Here is a 22,137-nt window from a genome sequence, read left to right on the forward strand (position 1 = left end):
CTGTGGGCCGCTGACCACCCCTGGCTCGCCGCAGGGGCGTGGAGCCGAACCGGCACCGCGATTCGTACCTATGCACTGGAGGTTGGTTCGTGAGATTCATGCGCGTCGGGCCCGTGGGGCGGGAACGCCCCGTGCTGTACGTCGACGGGCGGCACGTCGACCTCTCGTCGCTCACCGCTGACATCGATGGGGACTTTCTCGCCGGCGACGGCGTCCAGCGGGTCCGCGAGGCCACCGACCTGCCCGAGATCGACATCACCGGTCAGCGGGTCGGCGCGCCGATCGCCCGACCCGGGGTGGTCCTCTGCGTCGGGCAGAACTACGCCGCGCACGCCGCCGAGTCCGGCGCCGAGCCACCGACCGCCCCGATCATCTTCTACAAGGCGCCCAACACGGTCGTCGGCCCCCACGACGACGTCCTGATTCCGCGTGGATCGACGAAGACCGACTGGGAGGTGGAGTTGGCGGTGGTCATCGGCCGGCGGGCCCGCTACCTCGCCTCGCCGGCCGACGCCCTCGGGCACATCGCCGGGTACGTGCTGTCCAACGACGTCTCCGAGCGAGACTTCCAACTCGCCGTCTCCGGCGGCCAGTGGTCGAAGGGCAAGTCCTGCGAGACGTTCCAACCCCTCGGCCCGTGGCTGGTCACCGCCGACGAGATCGGCGACCCGCAGGCACTGCGGCTGCGCTCCTGGGTGAACGGCGAGCCCCGGCAGGACTCCAGCACGAAGGACATGATCTTCGACGTGGCGTACCTGGTGTGGCACCTGTCCCAGTACACCGTCCTGGACCCGGGCGACGTCATCAACACCGGCACCCCACAGGGAGTGGCGCTCTCCGGCCGGTTCCCGTACCTGGCCGCCGGCGACGTGATGGAGGTCGAGATCGCCGGTCTCGGCCGGCAGCGCAACACGCTGCGGAGCGCCTGATGGCAGTGATCACCTCCGTCGACACGTACGACATCCGGTTCCCGACCTCGCGTGACCTCGACGGTTCCGACGCGATGAATCCCGACCCCGACTACTCGGCCGCGTACCTGGTGCTGCGCACGGACGACGGCCCGGACGGGCACGGGTTCACCTTCACCATCGGGCGGGGCAACGACGTCTGCCGTGCGGCGATCGACGCGCTGGTGCCGTACGCCGTCGGCCTCGACCCGGACACCGTCGACCTCGGCGCGTTCGCCCGCTCGCTCACCCACGACTCGCAGCTGCGCTGGCTCGGCCCGGAAAAGGGGGTGATGCACCTGGCCGCCGCAGCCTTGATCAACGCGATGTGGGACCTCGTCGCCAAGAGAGCCGGCAAACCGGTCTGGCGGTACCTGGCCGACCTGAGCCCCGAGCAGATCGTCGACCTGGTCGACTGGCGGTACCTCACCGACGCTCTCACCCCCGACGCGGCGCTGGAGATCCTGCGCGCAGCCGAGCCGGGGCGGGACGAACGAATCGCCCAGCTGACCGAGCGGGGCTACCCCGCGTACACCACGTCGCCCGGCTGGCTCGGCTACCCCGACGACAAGGTGATCCGGCTGGCCGAGCAGGCGGTGGCCGACGGGTTCACCCAGATCAAGCTGAAGGTGGGCGCGGACGCCGCCGACGACGTGCGCCGCCTGAAGATCGCCCGCGAAGCGGTCGGCCCGGACATCCGGATCGCTCTCGACGCCAACCAACGCTGGGACGTCGCCGAGGCAATCGCCCGGATGCGGGAGCTGGCGCCGTACGACCCGTGGTGGATCGAGGAGCCGACCAGCCCCGACGACGTGCTCGCCCACGCGGCGATCCGTGCCGCCCTCGCCACCAGCGCACCCGACGGCGGGCCGATCCGGGTCGCCACCGGCGAGCACGTGGCGAACCGGGTGGTGTTCAAACAGCTGCTGCAGGCCGGCGCGGTCGACATCGTGCAGATCGACGCGTGTCGGGTGGGCGGCGTCAACGAGAACGTCGCCATCCTGCTGCTCGCCGCGAAGTACGGGGTGCCGGTCTGCCCGCACGCCGGGGGAGTCGGCCTCTGCGAACTGGTTCAGCACCTGTCCATGTTCGACTTCGTGGCGGTGACCGGCTCGACGCGGAACCGGGTCGTCGAATACGTCGATCACCTGCACGAGCACTTCCTCGACCCGGTGGTGATCCGGGAGGGGCACTACGTCGCGCCCGCAGCCCCCGGGTTCTCCGCCGCGATGCGTCCCGAGAGCCTCGCCACGTACGCGTACCCCGACGGGCCGGCATGGGTCTGACAGACCTCGACACGCTCGACCGCACGGCCTTCCTGACGGCGGTGCGTCAACTCAGCGGAATGGGAGAGAAACATGCGGTGTGACGGACTCGTGGCGGTGGTGACCGGAGGTGGCTCGGGGATCGGCGACGCCTGCGTGCGGGCGTTGGTGGCCGCCGGCGCCCGGGTGGGTGTTCTGGACCTGGATCTGTCGGGTTTGCCCGAGGATCCTCGCGTCCATGGAGTCCGGGCGGACGTGGCCGACCGATCCTCCCTCGCCGGGGCTGTCGCCTCGGTCGCCGAGGCGTTCGGCGGGATCGACATCCTGGTGAACAACGCCGGCATCTCCGCCGTGGGCACGGTGGAGGACAACGACGACGAGCAGTGGAGCAGGGTGCTCGACGTCAACGTCACCGGCGTGGCCCGTACGAGCGCCGTCGCCCTGCCGTACCTGCGCCGGTCGTCGTCCGCGGCGATCGTCAACGTCTCCTCGATCGCGGCCGGCGTCGGCCTGCCCCGACGCGCTCTCTACTCGGCGTCGAAGGGAGCCGTGCACGCCCTCACCCTCGCCATGGCAGCCGACCTGGTGACGGAGGGGATCCGGGTCAACTGTGTCGCCCCTGGCACCGTGGACACGCCCTGGGTGGCCCGCCTGCTCGCCGGTGCCGCCGACCCGACGGCGGAGAAGCGGCAGCTCGCTGCCCGCCAGCCAACCGGGCGCCTGGTGACCGCCGACGAGGTGGCCGCCGCCGTCGTCTACCTCGCGTCGCCCACGACCGGGTCGGTGACCGGGTCGTCTCTGGCGGTGGACGGCGGTATGTCCGGCCTGCGACTGCCCGCCCAGGTCACACCCGCACCCGCTGGTCAGGCTCGCACCGCCGGACCGGGCGCGTGACATGATTACGCCATGGGGAAACAGCAGGACGTCGGCGAGCCCGACCGTCAGAGCGAGTCTGGCACCACCGCCCACCGTCCGATCGGTGGCAGCGCTGACGCACGGCTCACCCTCGCGCAGGACCCCACAACGCCACAGATGACCCTTATCGACCTGGCTTCCGACCCGTCGCCATTGGTCCGTAAGGCGGTCGCCGCTCGGGCCGACGCACCCGCGCAGGCACTGCGACCGCTGACGCGGGACCATGATCGTCAGGTCCGGGAGGCCGTGGCGAGAAACCCTTCGACCTCGATCGCCAACCTCCTGCGCCTCGTCAAGGACGCCGACCGGTGGGTCCGCTGGGCGGTCGCCAGCAACCCGGCCTGTGACGAGTCGATCCGCCGGACGATGTCAGAGGCATCGGACAAGGAGCTTCGCGGTCTCCTCGCGGAGAGTCGGGAGTTGGAGCCCGAGTTGGCCGCCAAGCTGACCGGCGACGTCTCACCCGAGGTACGGGAACGACTCGCCACCCACACCCATGACCCCGACGCGATCACCGCGCTGCTGGCCGATCGCACGGCACGCGTACGCAAGGGGGTTGCCCGCAACCCGCGGACCACCGCCGAGCAGCGCAGCGTGCTCGCCGCGGACCCGGTGGTCGACGTCCGTGCCGCGTTGGTCCGTGCCGTCGAGTTGGACGAGGCGGATCTGGCGCGCCTGGTCGACGACCGTTCGGTGCAGGTCCGACTGGCGATGGCGACATCCGAGGTCATTCCGCCACACATTCGGCAGGCACTCGCTCAGGACCCCGACGAGATGGTGGCCAGCGCGGCACGGGACTTCCGCCCGGGATCCGGCAGCTCCCCGGTGGTGCGGGCTCCCCGCATCGGTCACCGACCCTCCGCTGCCGGTGCAGGTCGACCGGGCGGCACCGCCCGGTAAGGGCGTGCGGCACCGGCTGGGTCAGCGTCACGCCGGCATCAGCCGCAGGCACCGAGGGCTCAGTGCGCGGAGACCTTCCAGTAGCCGGCGAAGTAGATCCGCTCCTTGGCGATGCCGCGCTCGGTGCACAGATGCCGGCGGACGGTGGTGACCATTGTGGATTCCCCCGCGACGAAGGCGTACGGCGTGCCGGCCGGCAACGCCAGCTCGCGCAGCGTACGGATCACCACGTCACTGCCGCCCGCCGGTGTGCCGCCGCGGTGCAGCCAGGTCAGCGTGACACCGACGGGTGTGCGTACCTCGATCTCGTCCTCTGCGGAACCCACCTCGATCAGCGCGATCGCGCGTGCTTCCGGCGGCAGCGCCTCGATGGCCGCGGTGATCGCCGGCAGAGCGGTCTCGTCGCCGACGAGCAACTGCCACTCGGTGTCGGCGGGCGGGGCGTAGTCGGCGCCGTCACTGAGTACGCCGATCCGGTCGCCGGGCGCGGCTCTGCGTGCCCAGGCGGACGCCGGTCCGCCGTCACCGTGGAGCACGAAGTCGATGTCCATCTCGCGACGTCCGGCGTCGAGCCGCCGGACGGTGTAGTTGCGGACCACCGGCTGCAGCTCCGCCGGCATGGCCTGAATGCCGGGCCACCACTGCTCGGAGTCCGGCAGGTGCAGTTCGACGCCGGGTGCCGGGGCGAGGAAGATTCGCGCCAGCTGGTCCGGCCCCTCGTACGCGAAGCGGTCCAGCTCCGCGCCCGTCACGGTGATGCGCCGCAGATGGGGCGTGAGTAGCCGGCTGGCGACAACCTCGACGAGCATCGGGCGCCTGATCAGCGTGGCCTCGACCGGCATGGCGTCGACGGTCATCATGTCGCTCCTTCGTGGATCGTGAGCCACCATCCGTGTTCGGCGACCAGCCGATGGTGCGTCTCACATCAGGCGATGCGTCCGGTCGCCGATGCGCCGAAGGTTTAGGTTAGCCTAGCCTCAGTTCACGGCCCTCCGCGCCTGGTCGATGGCCGCCTCCACCGAACATCGATAGTGAGAAGCGCTCACATTCGTGTGTTAGGTTAGCCTCCCCTTACCTAGCAACGGAGTGCTGTTCTATGCGTGCAAACCGCTTCCTCGCCGGGGCCGTCGCCCTGGCCGCCACGTTGGCGCTCGCCGCCTGTGGCGAGTCGTCGAAGGCCGAAGACGCCCCTGCCGGTGGCAGCTCCGCCGCCTTCCCGATCACGATCAAGCACGCGCTCGGCACGACGACGATCAAGGAGAAGCCGAAGCGGGTCGCCACCGTGGCCTGGGCGAACCACGAGGTTCCGCTTGCCCTCGGCATCGTTCCGGTGGGGATGGCGAAGGCCAACTTCGGCGACGACGACGGCGACGGCATCCTGCCGTGGGTCGCCGAGAAGCTCAAGACGCTCGGCGGGACCGCGCCGGTGCTGTTCGACGAGAACGACGGCATCAACTTCGAGGCGGTCGCGGACACGCAGCCCGACATCATCCTCGCCGCGTACTCCGGCCTGACGACGCAGGATTACGAGACCCTCAGCAAGATCGCCCCGGTCGTCGCCTACCCCGAGGCGCCCTGGGCCACGGCGTGGCGCGACACCATCAAGCTGGAGAGCCAGGCCCTCGGCCTGGCGACGGAGGGCGACGCGCTGATCGCCGACTTCGAGAAGCAGATGACCGACGCCGCCGCGAAGCACCCGCAGCTGGCGGGGAAGTCGGCGATGTTCATGACGCACGTCGACCCGACCGACCTGAGCAAGATCGGCTTCTACACGACGCACGACACCCGGGCACAGTTCTTCGCCGACCTCGGGTTGAAGGTGCCGGGCAGCATCGCCACGCTGTCCGCCGGCACGGACAAGTTCAGCCTCAACCAGAGCGCCGAGCAGATCCAGGTCTTCAACGACGTGGACGTCATCGTCGCCTACGGTGACGACAAGCTCCTCGCCGCCGCCCAGGCCGACCCGCTGCTGTCGAAGATCCCCGCGATCAAGCGCGGCTCGGTGGTCATGCTCTCCGGCGCCACCCCGTTGGGCACCGCGGCGAACCCGACGCCGCTGGCCATCCCGTTCGTGCTGAACGACTACGTCGCGATGCTCGCCAAGGCTGCCGATCAGGTGTCATGACCCAGCTCGACTCGCGTGCCCTGCCGGACGCCGCCGTTGTGCGGCGTCCGGCACGTGTGCGCCTGCTGTGGTTTCTCGTCGCGGCAGCAGTGCTGCTGGCGCTCATGACGGCATCGGTCGCGCTGGGTTCCCGCAACGTCGGCTGGTCGGACATCCTCGCCGCGTTCCAGGGCGTGGACGAGACCATGGAACAGGCCGCTGTCACCAAACGGATCCCGCGGACCCTGCTCGCCGTGCTCGTCGGCGCGGCGCTCGGCCTGGCCGGCGCGGTGATGCAGGGCGTGACCCGCAACCCGCTGGCCGACCCCGGCATCCTGGGCGTGAACATGGGGGCGTCGCTCGCGGTGGTCACCGGGATGGTCGCGTTCGGTCTCTCCTCGCCCACCAGTTACCTCTGGGTGGCGATCCTCGGCGCCGGCCTCGCGGCCGTCTTCGTGTACGCCGTCGGCTCCCTGGGACGCGGCGGCGCGACGCCGCTGAAGCTCGCCCTCGCCGGCGCCGCCACCTCCGCCGCGCTCGCGTCGCTGATCAGCGCCTTCGTGCTGCCCCGCAACGACGTTGCCGGAAACTTCCGTTCATGGCAGATCGGCGGGGTCGGCGGTGCCACCTACGACAGCATCCGGCAGGCTCTGCCGTTCCTCGCCGTGGGTCTCGTGATCTGCCTCCTGTCGGGCCGAGCCCTGAACTCGCTCGCGCTCGGTGACGACCTCGCGGCAGGGCTCGGCGAGCGGGTCGCCATGGTGCGGGTCGTCGCGGGTGCCGGTTCCGTGCTGCTGTGCGGCGCCGCCACGGCGGTCGCCGGACCCATCGGGTTCGTCGGCCTGGTCGTGCCGCACGTGTGCCGCCTCCTGATCGGGCTCGACCACCGCTGGCTGCTACCGTTCGCCGCGCTCCTCGGCGCGTCGTTGCTGACCGCCGCGGACGTCGTCGGCCGGGTGGTGGCACGTCCGGCGGAGATCGATGTGGGCATCGTGACGGCGCTGATCGGCGCCCCGTTCTTCATCTACATCGTCCGCCGGCAGAAGGTGCGCGAGCTGTGAGCACCACGACTCTCCAGGCCGTCACCCACGGCCGGGTCCGCCGTACGCGCCGACGGCTCGTCGTGCTGATCGTCCTCGCCGTCCTCGTCGTCGCCGCGTTCGCCGTCTCGCTGATGGCGGGACGCACCTTCTATCCGCCGGCCGACGTCCTGGCGGTGATCGCCGGCGAGGACGTCCCCGGGGCCTCCTTCACGGTGGGCACGCTCCGCCTACCGCGGGCGGTCCTCGCGGTCCTGGTCGGCGCCTGCTTCGGGCTCGGCGGCGTCACCTTCCAGACGATGCTGCGCAACCCGCTCGCCAGCCCCGACATGATCGGCATCAGCTCCGGCGCGAGCGCCGCAGCCGCCTTCGCCATCGTGACACTGCACCTCGGTGGGGCGGGGGTGTCCGCCTTCGCGATCGTCGTCGGGCTGGCGGTGGCGCTGGTCATCTACCTTCTGTCGTTCAAGGACGGCGTCGCCGGTACCCGTCTCGTCCTGATCGGCATCGGCATGGCCGCCATGCTCGACAGCCTGACCGCGTACGTCCTGACCCAGGCCGCCGAATGGGACCTGCAGGAGGCGCTGCGCTGGCTCACCGGCAGCCTCAACGGCGCCACCTGGAAGGAGACCATTCCGGTGGCCATCGCCGTGGCCGTCCTGGCGCCGGTGCTGCTGAGCCAGGCCCGCAACCTCTCCATGATGCAGTTGGGTGACGACACCGCGGCGGCGCTCGGGGTCCGCCTCGAACGCACCCGGATCCTGATCATCATCGCGGCCGTCGGCCTGATCGCCTTCGGCACCGCGGCGACCGGGCCGATCGCCTTCGTGGCGTTCCTCTCCGGGCCGATCGCCGCCCGGATCATTGGGCCGGCCGGGTCGCTGCTGCTGCCGTCCGCCCTGGTCGGCTCTCTCCTGGTGCTGGTCGCGGACTTCGCCGGCCAGTTCGCCTTCGACACGCGCTACCCCGTGGGTGTCGTCACCGGTGTGCTCGGCGCTCCGTACCTCATCTACCTGCTCATTCGTACGAACCGCGCGGGAGGCTCGCTGTGACCACCACTCATACGCTCGCGGTCGAGAGTCTCATGCTCGGCTACAAGGACCGCGTCGTCATCTCCTCGCTCGACCTCGACGTGCCGCCCGGGAAGATCACCGCGATCGTCGGCGCGAACGCGTGCGGCAAGTCGACCCTGCTGCGGTCGATGTCGCGCCTCCTCGCGCCCCGCGCCGGCCACGTCCTGCTCGACGGCAAGCAGGTGCACCGGCTGCCGGCCAAGCAACTGGCCCGTACCCTCGGCCTGCTTCCCCAGTCACCGACAGCGCCCGAAGGGATCACCGTGGCCGACCTCGTCGGGCGCGGGCGCAATCCGCATCAGCGCGTACTCTCGCGCTGGAGCAGGGAGGACGACGCCGCCGTGGCGGCGGCCCTGGACGCGACCCAGACGGCGGACCTCGCCGACCGCTCGGTCGACGAACTCTCCGGTGGCCAGCGGCAGCGGGTCTGGATCGCCATGGCCCTGGCCCAGCAGACAGACCTGTTGCTGCTCGACGAGCCGACGACGTTCCTCGACGTCAGCCATCAGGTCGACGTCCTCGACCTGCTCACCGACCTCAACCAGACGCGCGGAACGACGATCGTCATGGTGCTGCACGACCTCAACCTCGCGGCCCGGTACGCGGACCACCTCATCGCGCTGGCCGATGGGAGGCTGCACGCCGCGGGTGAGCCGGCGCAGGTCCTGACGGAGGAATGCGTCCGCGCCGTGTTCGGCCTCGAAAGCAAGGTCATCATCGATCCGACGTCGGGTAAGCCGCTGATGCTGCCGATCGGCCGCCATCACGTCGTCCCGCCCGCTGGGGTTCTTGCGCCTGGCGCGGGCGCATCACCTCGCCGGCACGCGTGACCCAGGCCAGTGCCGAGGAGCCTCTTGCCGAGGCGGCACCCACTCTCCGGCGACTCTCGGTGGGGGAGCGGTAGCCGACGCTGCAAGCCGTTTGCAGGGGACCTGCAGGGCGGCCGTCGAATAGTGGGTGTCCCGGCGAGCGACAGCTCGCCGGGACACCGCGTCAGGTTGGGCGCGGACGATCGATGGGAGGACGTTCGTGAAGCTTCGGCGGATGGCCACGATGTTCGTGGCTATCACGATGGCACTTTTCGGAACGGTCATGGTGGGCAGCCCGGCGCAGGCCTATGCCGGTCCGCACTACTGGATGTACACCAATGACGGGACGCCGGGCGGACGCGTCGACTTCTGGCCGGATGGCGACATCATCCAGGTGTGCGACATCCAGGCGGACGGCGCGCACGTGAACATGGTGGTGACCCACATCTTCACGGGCGCGGGCTTCAGCATCCAGGCGTCCGGAAACGGCAACTGCACCACCCGCCGGGCAAGCCAGGGCGGCGCGTACGACCTCGTCGAGCGTGGGGTCGGCAAGGGCTGCTACCGGTTCAACATCAGGCTGTGGGACGACATCCACTATGTCCAGGGCAGTGAGGACAAGGCTGCCTGGTGGAACGACAACAGCACAAAGGTCGCGGATTGTTGAGGAGTGTGTTGAGAACAAAGCGCTGGTTCGCTGCGGCGGGCATGTCGTTGGCCCTGATCACCGGGTCGTTCCTGTTCGCCGCACCGGCAATGGCAGACACCTGGATCAGGACCTCGGACGACAACCCCGGCGGCGACCTGATGTTCAAAGCCTACGGCGACATCGTCGAGATCTGTGACCTCCAGGCCGACGGGTTCTATGTCGATGGCCGGGTGTATTACGGCTCCAAGCTGATCTACGTGATTCAGGCCCATGGTAACGACACCTGCACGATGGCGCGGGCCAGTCAGGGCGGGTCACATGACCTCGTCGAGGGCCGGGAGTACCGGATCGTGGTGTGTCTCGACAACGCCGACGGCGGGTTGCGGTTCTGCCGGAGCATCAACCAGACCGCGTAGGTCGGGGAGGAAACGCAATGAGAATGCGTCGTACGCTGACCAGCCTCGGCATGTCCGGTGCCGCAGTCCTGGCGGCACTGGCGGTGGCCGTGCCCGCCCACGCGAGCTTTGGTCCGGTGTGGACGTGGAACGGCGATGCCGGTTCGATGACCTTCACCAGCTACGGGGACGTGCTCACCGTGTGCGATGAAGAGGCAGACGGCCGTTACATCGACCTGCGGGTCTACACCGCCAGCACCAACACCCACCGCTACACCATCCAGGCCAAGAGCAACGGGAGTTGTGTCACCCGGTCCGCCTCCAATGGCGGGGTGTACGACCTCGTCGAGGGCGCCAACTACAAGTTCGTGCTCTGCGTCGACTGGGGCGGCGGGGATCGGTACAACTGCGTCACCGAGTACGACAAGGCCTGATCGGCTTGTGGACGAGGGCGTGGCGGCGGTCACCGGATCGTCGCCGCGCCTCCGTGCCACCGGGTTCCTCTGAGAAACTGTCGGCACCCTCCCGCCCAGCCCGGTCTCGCGACGGCGTGTTAGGTTAGGCTGCCCTAATCAATAGTGGAGTCTGCCGCCATGCCCTCATCGATCCGAGCATGACAGTCGCCGAGATCAGCGGCACAGTGGTGCTGCGCCGCGCCCTGCGCCGACAGCGCGGACGGGTGGTTCTCGGCATCGCGCTGCTCTGCACACACCAGGCCGCCGAAGCCCTCGTCCCGGTCGCCATCGGCGTGGTCATCGACCGTGCCGTCGCCACCGGGGACGTCCGCGCGCTGCTGCTCTCACTCGCCGGTCTTGCCGCCCTGTTCACCGTTCTCGCCTTCGCCTATCGGACCGGTGCCCGAATGGCGTACGCCGCGGTGGAACACGAGGCGCACGCCATCCGCGTCGAGATCGCCCGCAGTGCACTCGACCCACGAGGGCACCGCTCGGGCATGCGTGACGGAGAACTGCTCTCCGTCACGGCCTCCGACGCCGAGTTGTCCGCCCTCGTCGTCCGGGTCGCGGGACTCACCGCGGCAGCGTTCACCGCCATCGTGGTCGCGGCCGTCGCGTTGCTCGTCGTCGACATTCCTCTCGGGCTCGGGGTGCTCATCGGCGTACCTCTGCTGGTCGTCGTCCTGCAACGGATGGCGCCGTTGCTCACCCGACGCAGCGCATCGCAACAGGAGGCCCTCGCGGCCACGACCGCACTCGCCGTCGACCTCGTCACCGGCCTGCGCGTGCTGCGCGGCATCGGCGCCCAGGATCACGCCGCACGCCGGTACGCCGGCGCCAGCCGTCACGCCCTCGACGTCACCCTGCGTGCCGCCACCACCAAGGGCCTGCACCTGGGGCTCACCACCATGGTCAACGGCCTCTTCCTCGCGACGGTCGCCGGCGTCGCGGGCTGGCTCGCGCTACAGGGCCGACTGACCATCGGCGAGCTCGTCGCCGTCGTCGGGCTGGCCCAGTTCATCGCCGAGCCGGTGCAGACGCTCGGCTACTGCGTCCAGCTGTTCGCCATGGCCCGGGCCTCCGCGGGTCGGGTCGCCCGGGTCCTGGGTGCCGCGCCGGTCATCCGGCCGGGCAGCGCGGGGCCGCCCGCCCCGAGCTCGTCGCGGCTCACCCTCGACGCGGTCGGTCACGTCGGCCTCGACGACGTCAGCCTGCACGTCCGCGCCGGTGAGATCCTGGGCGTGCTCGCCTACGATCCGAGCGACGCCGAGGCGCTGGTCGCGCTGCTGTCCGGTCGGGTGCCCCGCCCGGACTACCGGGGAACGTTGTACGTCGACGGCGTGCCCGCCGAAGAGCTGCACATCGACGCCGTACGCGCCACGGTCCTGGTCGAGCAGCATGACGTGGCGCTGTTCGAAGGAACCCTGCGCGCCAATCTCAGCGCCGGTGCCCACCTCGACGACACGGTCCTGCGTGCCGCTGTGCGGGCTGCCGCGGCCGAGGACGTGCTCGCCGCGCACCCGCACGGATTCGACCGCCTGCTCACCGAGCGGGGGGCGAACCTGTCCGGCGGGCAGCGGCAGCGGATCGGACTGGCCAGGGCACTCGCCGCCGACCCGCCGGTGCTGGTGCTGCACGACCCCACCACGGCGATCGACGCGGTGACCGAAGGGCTGCTCGCCGAGGGTCTGGCCTCGGCTCGCGGGACGGCGACCCGCGGCACGGTGCTGATCACCACCAGCCCGGCCCTGCTGCGGGTCACACACCGGGTGGCCGTGATCGACGGTGGGCGGGTCGTCGCCGAGGGCCCGCACGAGCAGCTGCTCGCCAGCGACGCCCGCTACCGGGAAGAGATCCTGCGATGACCGACAAGTCGTTGATGACCGGCGTCGAGCCCCGGCAACTGCTGCCAACGGCCACCGGCCGGCAGACCTGGGCCGCTCTTCGTACCGAGTTGACCCGCCTGCCCTGGCTCAGCGCCGTCGCCGGCACGTTGCTGGTCGCCGCGGCGGCAACCGGGCTCGTCGCCCCGTGGGTGCTCGGCCGCCTCGTCGATGACGTCATCGCCGGGTCCGACACGCCACAGATGGTGGCCTGGGCCGGTGTGATCGCGGGCGCGGCGGTGCTCGCTGGACTCCTCACCGCGGTCGGAGCGGCGGTCGCCGCACGACTCGGCGAGACCGTGCTGGCCCGGCTTCGGGAGCGGGTCCTCGATCGCGCACTGCACCTACCATCGGCCACCCTGGAACGAGCCGGGACCGGGGACCTGGTGGCACGCGCCGGTGACGACGTGGCCGTGGTGACGAACGTGATCGCCACCAGCGGCCCCGCGTTCCTCGGCGCGCTGCTGTCCGTCGTGTTGACCGCAGCAGGGCTCTTCGCCCTCGACTGGCGACTCGGCATCGCCGGGCTGGTCGCGGCCCCGGCGTACGCGTTGGCGCTGTACTGGTACCTGAAGCGTTCGGTTCCGTTCTACGCGCGCGAGCGGGTGGCGACGGGCGAACGCGCACAGGCGACGGCGGAGGCGCTCCGCGGCTCGGCAACCGTTCGCGCCTACCGGATGGAGGACGCCCACGTCGCGCGGATCGCGGACCGCTCCGCGGTGGCCCGCGACCTGTCGCTGGAGATCTTCGGTCTGTTCACGCGGTTCGGGCTGCGCATCAACCGGTCCGAGTTCGTGGGGCTCGCCGCCGTGCTGCTCGCCGGTTTCCTGCTGGTACGCGACGACCTCGTCACCGTGGGAGCGGCCACCACCGCCGCGCTCTACTTCCACCGCCTCTTCAACCCCATCGGCCTGCTGCTGTTCGAATCGGACTCGGTGCTGCAGGCCGGGGCGAGCCTCGCCCGGCTCGTCGGCGTCACCACACTGCCGGACACCGCGTCCTCCGACGGCTCCCGGCCCGCTCGACAAGAGCGGCCCGAGCCGGCGGCGCTGGAGGTGACCGTCGCGCAGCACCGCTACGACGACGGACCCGTCGTGCTGCGGGACATCGCCCTCCGTCTCGCACCCGGGGAGCGTGTCGCTCTCGTCGGCGCGAGCGGAGCGGGCAAGAGCACGCTCGCCGGCATCATCGCCGGCATCATCGCGCCCAGCCACGGTTCGGTGAGCCTGCGCGGCGTGCCGCTGGCGCACCTCGGCGAGCACCGCCTCCGGCGCGAGATCGCCCTGATCAGCCAGGAGGTGCACGTCTTCGCCGGGCCGCTCGCCGACGACCTGCGCCTGGCCGACCCGGATGCCACCGACGTCGAGCTGACCGCCGCCCTCGACCTCGTCGGTGCCACCACCTGGCTCCGTACCCTGCCTGACGGTCTTGCCACCTCGGTGGGGGAGGGTGGACGGCACCTCACCTCGGCTCAGGCCCAGCAGCTCGCACTGGCTCGCCTCGTCCTCGCCGACCCCGCCGTCGCGGTCCTCGACGAGGCCACCGCGGAGGCGGGCAGCGCCGGCGCGCGCGACCTCGACCGTGCCGCCGCGGCGGCCACCGAGGGCCGTACCACCCTGATCGTCGCCCACCGCCTCAGCCAGGCGGCCACCGCGGACCGCATCATCGTCATGGACCACGGGCGTATCGCCGAGCACGGCACGCACGCCGAGTTGCTGGCGGCCGGGGGCGGGTACAGCCAGCTGTGGCGCTCCTGGAGCATGCCCGACCTCGTGGTCCCGAGGAGACGCGAGAGCGCCGAGCAGATCCAGGACCAGCCCGTCGCAGGCTGAACGGCAGACCCGCGCGTCATCCGGCCGTGGCCCTGGCCTGGCGGGTCCGCCAGGCCCCGGTGACAAGGTCGAGGGCGAGGAAGGCCAGCAGGGTCACCCCGAACACCGGTAGCACCCAACCGGCGGCGACGACGACGGGTACGCCGAGGACGAGGCCCCAGCCGGGCACCAGCCGCCATGCGCCGCGCTCGGGGGCGGTGCCGACGGGGGCGCGACGGTCGGTGCGGGTGGGTCGGCGTTGCCACCACATGCGGTAGCCCCACACGATGACACAGAGCAGCCCGAGGGCGAGGGCGGCGAGCAGGATCTGATTGACCGGCCCGAAGAGCAGCCCCATGTGGGCCTGGATGCCGAGGCTGCTCAGTTGTGCCAGCAGCGGCCAGGACCCGAAGTCGCTGCGGGCGGTCACGGTGCCGGCGGCAGGATCGACGGCGACGCTGTCCTTGCGGACCGGCCAGGTGTCGTCCACCTGCGTGACGGTCCACGCCGTGTGGGCGTCGGCGGCGGGCGTGATCTCGACCGGGCCGTCGAGCCCCGCGCTGCGGGCGATCGCGAGGACGCGGTGGGTGGCGGCAGGGTCGATCGCGGTGGCCTGCCCGCTGTGTCCGCCGCCGTGATGGCCAGTGTCGTCGGCGGGTGCGGCCGCACCCGGCAGAACGGTGGACACCTCGGGGGTACGGGAATCGAGGGCGTCCAGCCCCGCGCCGAAGTTCTCCCCGGCGTGGCGGGACCAGGTCAAGCCGGTGGCGGCGAGGAACAGCAGACCAACGGCGAGCCACAGCCCGGTCGCCGCGTGCCAGCCACGGGTTCGCCGCACACCCCGACGGGCCGCGAGATCGGGGCCGACGAGCCGTCGCACCCGACCGGCACCGGGGCGCTGCCGACGCCACCACAGGACGATCCCGCCGAACACGAGAACCCACAGCCAACTCGCGGCGATCTCCGAGTAGTAACGGCCCACCGCGCCGAGGTGCAGGTTGCGGTGCAGGTCGTCCAGCCAGGTGGTGACCGGCGTCGACCCGAACCAGGTCGTCAGCGTCCCCTTCACCTCGCCGGTGTACGGGTCGACGTAGACGGTGTGTTGCCGGTCCCCGAGGGCAGCGACGTCGAACACCACCCGGGTCGTGGCGTCCCCGTCGCCCGGCGCGACGGATGCGAGGGCGCCGTCAGGATGGGCGACCCGGGCGGCGGCGATCTGCTCGGCCAGCGGACGCGCGTCGTCGCCGACCTTGTCGACCATGAGCTGCTCACCGTGGACGATCCTCTCCAGTTGTGGCGTGACCGTGTACGCGAGGCCGGTCAGCGCGGCCACGACGAGGAACGGGGCGACCAGGATCCCGGCGTAGAAGTGGATACGCAGCAGCAGTCCGCCCCACCCCGCGCGGGCCCCGGACGTCGCGGCCGGAGCCGGCGAGGGGGGAGTGGATTCGGGCGTCTCAACGGTGGACGTCATGCGGTATCCGATCGACTCGATGCGCGGGGCGGTCGGAATCGGTAGTCGGATGGCGGGCGGTGTCGGTTCCCGCCGAGTCGGACATCCGGGAAATCAGCCGAACGGGGAGATCCGGGAACTTTTCCGGACCGGCCTCCGACAACCAGAGTGCGCGGCTGACCGGCGGCGTTCCGACGACGGCATCTCGGCATGGAGGAGCGCCCGTGGCACACAGGACGGTGGTCGGTGCGGAAGGGCGTCGTTGACGACGACCAGGTGACCCGGTGGGCGCAGGACGCAGGCCAGGGCGACCGGCAGGCCGCCACGGCGTTCGTCCGGGCCCTGCAGGACCAGGTCTGGCGGTTCCTGTCGCATCTGGCCGGGCCGGGTGAGGCCGACGACCTGACCCAGGAGACGTTCCTGAGGGCATTTCGCAGCCTGCCCCGCTTTGCCGGTCGCTCGTCCGCCCGGACGTGGGTGTTCACGATCGCCCGGCGCGTTGCCGTCGATCACGTCCGGACGGCGGTGGCCCGGCCGAGGACGGCATCGGTGCCGGACTGGCAGGCAGCAGCCGAGGCTGCCGGGGCGATCACCGCCGGCATCGACGAGGGCGTGACCCTGCACCGGTTGATCGCCGGCCTGACCCGGGAGCGTCGCGAGGCGTTCGTCGCCACCCACGTGCTCGGCCTGTCCTACGCCGAGGCTGCCGACGTCTGCCGGTGCCCCGTCGGCACGATCCGCTCCCGTGTCGCCCGCGCCCGCGAGGATCTCGTCACGGCCTGGCAGGCCGACACTGGCCCGACCCGCGAGCAGCAGACCGGCTGAGGGCGGATACCGGTTCCGGCCCCGCCCCGCCTCGTTCCCTTATCCCAGGCGGGTCTCGATGGCCTCGATGATGCGCGGGCGTAGCTCGGCGGCGCGGATGACGGCGTCCACCGAGCCGACCTCGACGGCGCGTTGGATGTTGTGCACCCGGTCGAACTCCGTCGCCACCTCGCCGAGCTTCTCCGCGCGTACCGACGAGCGCAGTTCGTCGAGTTCGGCGGTCAACGCGGCGCGTTCGGTGCCCGTCGCGGCCCCGGCGCGGGTCTCCAGGTCCCGCACCCGGGCGTCGGCCGCCGTACGGGCGTTGACGTCGGCGGCGAACACCACCGCGGCGGCGGGGGCGCCACCGAGCACCGAGGCGAACGAACCCTCCAGGGCGAGCACGGTCATGTTCGGGTTCAGCGCCTTCGAGAACACCACGAACGCACCGCCGTGGTAGCGGGAGATCACGCAGAAGACGATGGGCCCCCGGAAGTTCACGATCGCCCGGCCGATCTCGGCGCCGTACTCCAACTGCAGCTTGCGCATCGACTCCGGTGAGCCGTCGAAGCCGGACAGGTTCGCCAGGACGACGAGAGGTCGGTTGCCGCTGGCCGCGTTGATCGCCCGCGCGGCCTTCTTCGACGAGCGGGGGAACAGCGTGCCCGCCGTGTAGGTGTCCGGACCGTCGGTGGGCGGGAAGCCGTGCCGCGGCACCGACCGGGACTCGATGCCGAGCAGGCAGACCGGGATGCCACCGAGGTGGATGTCCTGCACGACCGCGGTGTCCGCGTCGGCCATGCCCGCCCAGCGCTCCAGCACCGGGTGGTCCTGGTCGGAGAGGGCACGCATCACCGTACGGATGTCGAACGGCTTCTTGCGGTCCGGGTTCGACTCGACGGAGAAGATCTCCCCGACGGTGCGGAAGGCGCTGCCCGCCACGTCGTGCGGGAAGTCGGAGATGTCGCGGTCCGCGGGGTCGGTGGTGGCCGCCCGCCGTGGCGCGTCCTCGCCGGGTGCGACGTACGTGTGGTCGTAGTGCGACATCACCACGTCCCGTGCGGCCGTCAGGTTCGGCGCCCAGTACTGCGCCTGCCCGTTCGGCCCCATCACCCGGTCGTAGCCACCGATGCCGAAGTTGTCCTCTGCGGACACACCACCGGAGAAGTCGAGCGACTGCTTGCCGGTGAGCACCATCGCCGAGTCGGGTGTCATCACCAGGATGCCCTTGGTGTGCATGAGCATCGTCGCCTCGGCGTTCCAGTACGGCTGCGCGCCGACGTTGATGCCCGCGACCACGATGTTGATCTCACCGCCGGCCTGGGTGAACTCGACGATCCGCTTGAGCGCCGCGGCCACCCAGTCCATGTTCTCCGTGCCCGAGGTCATGGAGATCCGAGCGCCGGCGGACAGCGCCCACCACTCCAGCGGCACGTGCATCCGCTCCGCCAGGTCCAGTGCGGCGATCACGCGCCGGCACTCCGGCTCCGACAGGGCACCCAGCGACTTCGTCGGGTCGCCGAGCAGCACCACGCGGGTGACACCCTGCGGGTAGCGCTCGGTCGGCGTCGTGACCACCCCGGCGACGATCGCGGCGCTGTTGCGCCCCTTCGGCCGGTCCACCGGCACCAACACGTGGTCGTCGTCGAGGTCGTACTCGACGAAGTCACCGAGCCGGCCGGTCAGCTCGTACGGGTACACCGTGTTGCGGCTGCTCGCGCGCAGCACCTTCAGCCGGTACTCGTCGAGCGGCTCGAGCGGCTCGACCGGCGGCTCACCGACGGCCAGGTCGGCCCCGCCCGCGGCATCGAACGAGATCCGCACGGCGATCTTGGTCAGCTCGCCGGTCCGGCGGTCGCGCTGCCGTGCGATGAACAGGATCTCCTCCAGCCCGGCGCCCACGGTCGTCGGGCGTACGCGCCCGGCGATCATCTCCATCTCCTGGCGGGTGAGCTCGCTCGGCGGCCAGACGTAGACCACGATCCGGTTGGTGTTGAAGCGCGTCTTCGACGGTCGCCGCGACTGGGCGCGGCGGATCGAGTCGAGGCAGGCGGCGATGGCGTCCTCGGTCGTCGGCAGCGCGACCAGGCGGCCGTCCTGCTCGCGAAGCTCGGTCAGGTCCCGCACCTGCGCGAACGCGACGAGGCGCTCGTCCGCCCGGTTTTCCCGCGCCACGCACTGGAAGAGGTAGACCTCCTCGTCCGACGACGGCAGCCGGGTCAGGTCGAACTTGTGCAGCCGCTCCAACTGCATCCGCTGCGCGATGTACGGGTGCAGACCGCGGATCAGCCGGTCCTCGGTCATCTCGGTGCTCGACGGGCGGAAGGTGAAGTGGTGGTGCATCACCGCTCCGCCGCGACCCGCGACGGTGGTGGTGACCCGACGGACCTGGGGCGGCAGCGGGTGCGCCGCGATGACCTCGGCCAGCGCGGCCGCCATCGCGTCGAAGTCCTCCGGCTGGTTCTCCCAGCCGAGGTAGATGTCGGCGTCGACGGAGTCCTCGCCGCCGGCCAAATCGGCCAGCCCGCGCAGTGCGCTGCCCAGCGCATCGAAGCTCACCGCGGCGGAGACCACGCTCGAGTCGGCGCGCTCGGCGACCACGAACGTGCAGCCCGCGACCTCCCGGGTGCGCACGCTGGTGAGCGCCTTGTTGCCGTAGTACCGCCGGGTCAGCACTTCCAGCATGACCGCGTTGTCGAGGTGGTCGCGGACGAGCCGCTGGCCGAGCAGCCGGACCAGTGGCTCGGTGCTGCGTACCATCTCGGCGATGCGCTCGGCGCGGTCCGCCGCGTCCGGGTGGGCGTCCAGGTGCCGCAGGTGCCCACGGACCCCGGCGTAGACGCGGGCGCGGTTGCGGCGCAGCAGCGGCTGGGCGAACCAGGCGAACACCACGCCGCGGGCGAGGTCGGCCACCGCGGGGAAGCGGACCTGCGTGGCGGCGATCAGCCGCTCCAGCGCGAGTCCGGCGGGCTCGCGCAGCGTGTCGTCCGGCGGGGTCTCCCGCAGCCACGCGCGCAGCAGCGTCGCGACGACCGTCGCGTCGGCGGACGCGCGTTGCTGGGCGAGGAAGATCCGGAAGACGGCGGCTTCGAGGGCGGGGGAGCGCTCCAGGTCGGTGACGCCGTACCGGCCGAGCGCCTTGGCGAGCTTGGTCTGGAAGGCATCCGGCAGCCCGGCCCGCTCGACGTCGAGGCTCTGCAGGTAGGTGTGGAAATACTCCCGGGCGCTGTGGACATGCGCGGCGCCGCCGTCCTCGCCCGTCGGCCGGTTGCGGCTCAGCTCGACCAGGTCGGCGAACACCTCGATGAGGTCGAGCTCGGCGGCCAGCGGCCGCTGACCGGCCTCGGTGGCAGCCCGCCGCGCGGTGAGGTAGCCGTCGAGCACCCGACGGTCATCGTGCGGATCGACGTCGAAGCCGAGCAGCAGAGCGCGCAGGTCCTCCTGACCGCGCCTGCTGCGCTCGTACGCCGGAATGTCCTCGGCGGAGGTGGGCAGGTCCAGTTCGACGGTCTCGACGGTCGGGTCGTCCGCGGTCTCGTCGGCCTCGTCGGCGAGCGGCTCCAGCCGCATCAGCGGCGCACCCGCTTCCACCTGGCTGCCCACGGAGACGGCGCACTCTTTCAGCCGCGCCCTGAACGGCGCCCGCAGCACGGTCTCCATCTTCATCGCTTCCAGCACCAGCACCGGTGCGCCCGCCTCGACCTCGGCGCCGACCTCCAGCGGCGTGGCGACGACCAGCGCGGGCATCGGGGAGCGCAGAACGCCACCCTCGTCGCGGCTGACCCGGTGCGTCACGCCGTCCACCTCAACGAGGTGGGTGGGCCCGTACGTGCCGGTGAGCAGGCGGTACCGGATGCCGTTGACGACGATCTGACCGGTGTGCCGATCGAAGCGGTCGAGCTCGACGTCGGCGGTGCGCATGACGGCACCTGCCTCGATGCCGACGCGGAACCGGTGTGCGCCGACCCGCGCCACGCGCGTGCGGTAGTCGACGCCACGCAACTTGAGGTCCAACGGTCGGCCGCTGGCATGCTGCACCTGCGGGCGTCCGCCGGACGCCGTCGACAGCAGCCGCTGCCGCTCGACGCGTTCCTCCTCCTCGTACGCCTCGATGGCGGCGGCCGCCAGTGCGACCGCGGAGTGGCGGTGCGTGACGAGTCTGCCCTCGCCGCGGACGCGGTCGATCCAGCCGGTGTCCGCGCTGGCGTCGATCACCTCGGGCTGGTCGAGCAGGTCGAGCACGAAGCTCTTGTTCGTCGCGCCGCCCTCGATGATCACCGTGGTGTTCGCCATCGCTCGCCGAAGCTTGCCGAGTGCCTCGTCGCGATCGCGGCCGTACGCGATGATCTTCGCGATCATCGAGTCGAAGTCGGCCGGGATGGTGTCGCCCTCGCTGACGCCGGTGTCCACCCGGACGCCGGGGCCGCTGGGAAGGTCCAGCCGCGCGATCCGGCCCGGCGACGGCGCGAAGTCGCGGTCGGGGTCCTCGGCGTTCAGTCGAGCCTCGATGGCGTGCCCGCGCTCCATCGGCGGTTCGCCGTCGAGCCGCCCACCCGAGGCGACGTGCAGCTGTGCCTTGACCAGGTCGAACCCGGTGGTCAACTCGGTGATCGGGTGCTCGACCTGCAGGCGGGTGTTGACTTCGAGGAACGCGAACAGCTGGTCGCCGGGGTGGTACAGGAACTCGACGGTCGCCGCACCGCGGTAGCCCACTGCCAGGGCCAGCCGCTCGGCCGACGTCCTGAGCTCGGCAGCCTGCGCCGGGCTGAGCACCGGCGACGCCGACTCCTCGATGACCTTCTGGTTGCGTCGCTGCACCGAGCAGTCGCGGACGCCGAGCGCCCACGCGGTGCCCTGCCCGTCGGCGATCACCTGGACCTCGACGTGCCGGGCCCCGGTGACCAGGCGCTCCAGGAACACGATGCCGCTGCCGAACGCCCGCGCCGCCTCCTGACTGGTGCGCTCGTACGCGTCGACCAGCTCGGCCTCGTTCCTGACCACACGGATGCCGCGCCCGCCGCCGCCCGCGGTCGCTTTCAGCATCAGCGGGTAGCCGATCTCGGCCGCCGAGGCCCGGGCCGCTGCCAGGGTTTCGACGGCACCGCGGCTCCACGGCGCGACCGGCACGCCGACCTTCTCGGCGATCAGCTTCGAGCCGATCTTGTCGCCGAGCTGGCGCATGGCGTCCGCGCTGGGCCCGACGAACGTGACGCCGATCTTCTCGCACAGCTCCGCGAACGCCGGATCCTCGGCGACGAAACCCCAGCCGACCCACGCGGCGTCGGCCCCGGTCTCCGTCAGGGCGCGCTCCAGCACCGCCAGATTGAGGTACGGGCGGGCAGATGCCGGGCCGAGATCGTAGGCGATGTCCGCTTCGCGAACGAAGGTGGCGGTGCGGTCGACGTCGGTGTAGAGAGCGACGGTCTCGATCTGGATGCCGGTCTCCGCGGCCAACTCGCGGACCGCGTGGATGAGCCGCATGGCGGCTTCACCACGGTTGACGATGGCGACACGGTTGAACACCCGACTGACCCCTTAGCTAGACCTCGAACTGCGTGCTGCGAGACGACGGCTCCCAGCAGTGATCACCTTTCCGCCTGACGGCTGCGAGCGCTATGGCGCAACCACCGAACC

17 protein-coding genes are annotated in these 22,137 nt (G+C 71.0%); 14 read left to right on the forward strand and 3 right to left on the reverse strand.

The window, feature by feature from the left end:
- Window positions 1-89: 89 nt before the first annotated feature.
- The 4 genes from ABZS37_RS02245 (at window position 90) to ABZS37_RS02260 (ending at window position 4,027) form a co-directional block, all read left to right on the forward strand.
- A complete protein-coding gene (locus ABZS37_RS02245; RefSeq protein ID WP_355164979.1) occupies window positions 90-929 on the forward strand; it encodes a fumarylacetoacetate hydrolase family protein in 840 nt (279 codons plus the stop codon).
- Window positions 929-2,233 (forward strand): enolase C-terminal domain-like protein, encoded by a 1,305-nt coding sequence (locus tag ABZS37_RS02250; RefSeq protein ID WP_355164980.1) that lies wholly within the window; start codon window positions 929-931, stop codon window positions 2,231-2,233. The genes ABZS37_RS02245 and ABZS37_RS02250 overlap by 1 nt, the downstream gene beginning before the upstream one ends.
- A 72-nt stretch (window positions 2,234-2,305) precedes the next feature.
- The gene (locus ABZS37_RS02255) at window positions 2,306-3,106 is read left to right on the forward strand and encodes an SDR family oxidoreductase (RefSeq protein ID WP_355164981.1); all 801 of its coding nucleotides are present in this window, start codon (window positions 2,306-2,308) and stop codon (window positions 3,104-3,106) included.
- Window positions 3,107-3,118: 12 nt separating this feature from the next.
- A complete protein-coding gene (locus tag ABZS37_RS02260; RefSeq protein WP_355164982.1) occupies window positions 3,119-4,027 on the forward strand; it encodes a hypothetical protein in 909 nt (302 codons plus the stop codon).
- Window positions 4,028-4,086: 59 nt separating this feature from the next.
- Here ABZS37_RS02260 and ABZS37_RS02265 read toward each other — a convergent pair whose 3' ends face one another.
- Complete coding sequence (locus ABZS37_RS02265) at window positions 4,087-4,884, reverse strand: siderophore-interacting protein (RefSeq protein WP_355164983.1); 798 nt, start codon at window positions 4,882-4,884, stop codon at window positions 4,087-4,089.
- 239 nt (window positions 4,885-5,123) lie between these two features.
- Between ABZS37_RS02265 and ABZS37_RS02270 the strand changes: the two genes are divergently transcribed.
- The 9 genes from ABZS37_RS02270 (at window position 5,124) to ABZS37_RS02310 (ending at window position 14,267) form a co-directional block, all read left to right on the forward strand.
- The gene (locus ABZS37_RS02270) at window positions 5,124-6,152 is read left to right on the forward strand and encodes an iron-siderophore ABC transporter substrate-binding protein (protein ID WP_355164984.1); all 1,029 of its coding nucleotides are present in this window, start codon (window positions 5,124-5,126) and stop codon (window positions 6,150-6,152) included.
- Window positions 6,149-7,192: an iron ABC transporter permease gene (locus ABZS37_RS02275; RefSeq protein ID WP_355164985.1), complete on the forward strand. Its 1,044-nt coding sequence runs from the start codon at window positions 6,149-6,151 to the stop codon at window positions 7,190-7,192. Before ABZS37_RS02270 ends, ABZS37_RS02275 begins: the two co-directional genes overlap by 4 nt.
- Window positions 7,189-8,223 carry an iron chelate uptake ABC transporter family permease subunit gene (locus ABZS37_RS02280; protein WP_355164986.1) on the forward strand — a complete coding sequence of 345 codons (1,035 nt, stop codon included), beginning with the start codon at window positions 7,189-7,191 and terminating at the stop codon, window positions 8,221-8,223. Before ABZS37_RS02275 ends, ABZS37_RS02280 begins: the two co-directional genes overlap by 4 nt.
- Window positions 8,220-9,074, forward strand: a complete 855-nt coding sequence (locus ABZS37_RS02285; RefSeq protein WP_355164987.1) for an ABC transporter ATP-binding protein — start codon at window positions 8,220-8,222, stop codon at window positions 9,072-9,074. Before ABZS37_RS02280 ends, ABZS37_RS02285 begins: the two co-directional genes overlap by 4 nt.
- A 214-nt stretch (window positions 9,075-9,288) precedes the next feature.
- Entirely contained in the window at window positions 9,289-9,720 is a 432-nt protein-coding gene (locus ABZS37_RS02290) for a hypothetical protein (protein ID WP_355164988.1), read from the forward strand.
- Window positions 9,684-10,118, forward strand: a complete 435-nt coding sequence (locus tag ABZS37_RS02295; RefSeq protein WP_355164989.1) for a hypothetical protein — start codon at window positions 9,684-9,686, stop codon at window positions 10,116-10,118. The genes ABZS37_RS02290 and ABZS37_RS02295 overlap by 37 nt, the downstream gene beginning before the upstream one ends.
- 17 nt (window positions 10,119-10,135) lie before the next feature.
- Complete coding sequence (locus ABZS37_RS02300) at window positions 10,136-10,531, forward strand: hypothetical protein (RefSeq protein WP_354992147.1); 396 nt, start codon at window positions 10,136-10,138, stop codon at window positions 10,529-10,531.
- Between the two features lie 179 nt (window positions 10,532-10,710).
- Window positions 10,711-12,417, forward strand: coding sequence for an ABC transporter ATP-binding protein (locus tag ABZS37_RS02305; RefSeq protein ID WP_355164990.1), 1,707 nt, complete (start codon window positions 10,711-10,713; stop codon window positions 12,415-12,417).
- Window positions 12,414-14,267, forward strand: coding sequence for an ABC transporter ATP-binding protein (locus ABZS37_RS02310; protein WP_355164991.1), 1,854 nt, complete (start codon window positions 12,414-12,416; stop codon window positions 14,265-14,267). Before ABZS37_RS02305 ends, ABZS37_RS02310 begins: the two co-directional genes overlap by 4 nt.
- Window positions 14,268-14,283: 16 nt before the next feature.
- On the opposite strand, the gene ABZS37_RS02315 is transcribed toward ABZS37_RS02310, so the two are convergent.
- On the reverse strand, window positions 14,284-15,720 hold the full coding sequence (locus tag ABZS37_RS02315; RefSeq protein WP_355164992.1) for a PepSY domain-containing protein: 1,437 nt from the start codon (window positions 15,718-15,720) through the stop codon (window positions 14,284-14,286).
- Between the two features lie 225 nt (window positions 15,721-15,945).
- Between ABZS37_RS02315 and ABZS37_RS02320 the strand changes: the two genes are divergently transcribed.
- Window positions 15,946-16,524 carry a sigma-70 family RNA polymerase sigma factor gene (locus tag ABZS37_RS02320; RefSeq protein WP_355164993.1) on the forward strand — a complete coding sequence of 193 codons (579 nt, stop codon included), beginning with the start codon at window positions 15,946-15,948 and terminating at the stop codon, window positions 16,522-16,524.
- Window positions 16,525-16,563: 39 nt separating this feature from the next.
- Here the strand turns inward: ABZS37_RS02320 and ABZS37_RS02325 are convergent, their stop codons facing one another.
- Window positions 16,564-22,026 carry a carboxyl transferase domain-containing protein gene (locus ABZS37_RS02325; RefSeq protein ID WP_355164994.1) on the reverse strand — a complete coding sequence of 1,821 codons (5,463 nt, stop codon included), beginning with the start codon at window positions 22,024-22,026 and terminating at the stop codon, window positions 16,564-16,566.
- Window positions 22,027-22,137 lie beyond the last annotated feature (111 nt).

The organism is Micromonospora sp. NPDC005413 (genome assembly GCF_040606435.1).
Classification (GTDB): Bacteria; Actinomycetota; Actinomycetes; order Mycobacteriales; family Micromonosporaceae; genus Micromonospora.

Excerpts from the sequence above, each read along its gene's own strand:
- ABZS37_RS02300 (WP_354992147.1), top strand. The coding sequence starts at position 10,136 with ATGAGAATGCGTCGTACGCTGACCAGCCTCGGCATGTCCGGTGCCGCA.
- ABZS37_RS02310 (WP_355164991.1), top strand. The coding sequence starts at position 12,414 with ATGACCGACAAGTCGTTGATGACCGGCGTCGAGCCCCGGCAACTGCTG.
- ABZS37_RS02250 (WP_355164980.1), top strand. The coding sequence starts at position 929 with ATGGCAGTGATCACCTCCGTCGACACGTACGACATCCGGTTCCCGACC.
- ABZS37_RS02275 (WP_355164985.1), top strand. The coding sequence starts at position 6,149 with ATGACCCAGCTCGACTCGCGTGCCCTGCCGGACGCCGCCGTTGTGCGG.
- ABZS37_RS02255 (WP_355164981.1), top strand. The coding sequence starts at position 2,306 with ATGCGGTGTGACGGACTCGTGGCGGTGGTGACCGGAGGTGGCTCGGGG.
- ABZS37_RS02260 (WP_355164982.1), top strand. The coding sequence starts at position 3,119 with ATGGGGAAACAGCAGGACGTCGGCGAGCCCGACCGTCAGAGCGAGTCT.
- ABZS37_RS02265 (WP_355164983.1), bottom strand. The coding sequence starts at position 4,884 with ATGACCGTCGACGCCATGCCGGTCGAGGCCACGCTGATCAGGCGCCCG.
- ABZS37_RS02315 (WP_355164992.1), bottom strand. The coding sequence starts at position 15,720 with ATGACGTCCACCGTTGAGACGCCCGAATCCACTCCCCCCTCGCCGGCT.
- ABZS37_RS02290 (WP_355164988.1), top strand. The coding sequence starts at position 9,289 with ATGGCCACGATGTTCGTGGCTATCACGATGGCACTTTTCGGAACGGTC.
- ABZS37_RS02305 (WP_355164990.1), top strand. The coding sequence starts at position 10,711 with ATGACAGTCGCCGAGATCAGCGGCACAGTGGTGCTGCGCCGCGCCCTG.
- ABZS37_RS02270 (WP_355164984.1), top strand. The coding sequence starts at position 5,124 with ATGCGTGCAAACCGCTTCCTCGCCGGGGCCGTCGCCCTGGCCGCCACG.